The sequence below is a fragment of the Peribacillus sp. SIMBA_075 genome, assembly GCF_046534585.1.
In genome coordinates, this window is the sequence record NZ_JAWRYN010001393.1 from 1 (window position 1) to 244 (window position 244).

The following is a 244-nucleotide window of genomic DNA, read 5'->3' on the forward strand; positions in this document are numbered from 1 at the left end:
ATGGGGCCCCCGCAAAGTACTCGGACTAATCTGCGAAGATACACTTCACTTTTTGGGGTTGTTTTCTGGTGCTCCCGACAGGAATCGAACCTGCGACCTCTTCCTTACCATGGAAACGCTCTACCGACTGAGCTACAGGAGCATATATGGCTCCTCGGGACGGACTTGAACCGCCGACCGATCGGTTAACAGCCGATTGCTCTACCAACTGAGCTACCGAGGAACGTTGAAGGATTCATTCCTT

2 tRNA genes are annotated in these 244 nt (G+C 52.5%); both read right to left on the minus strand.

The features are described 5' to 3' along the window. Nucleotides 1-66 precede the first annotated feature (66 nt). Nucleotides 67-142, minus strand: a tRNA-Thr gene (locus SB775_RS32905). A 5-nt stretch (nt 143-147) separates the two neighbouring features. Further along, a tRNA-Asn gene (locus tag SB775_RS32910) sits at nt 148-223 on the minus strand. Nucleotides 224-244 lie beyond the last annotated feature (21 nt).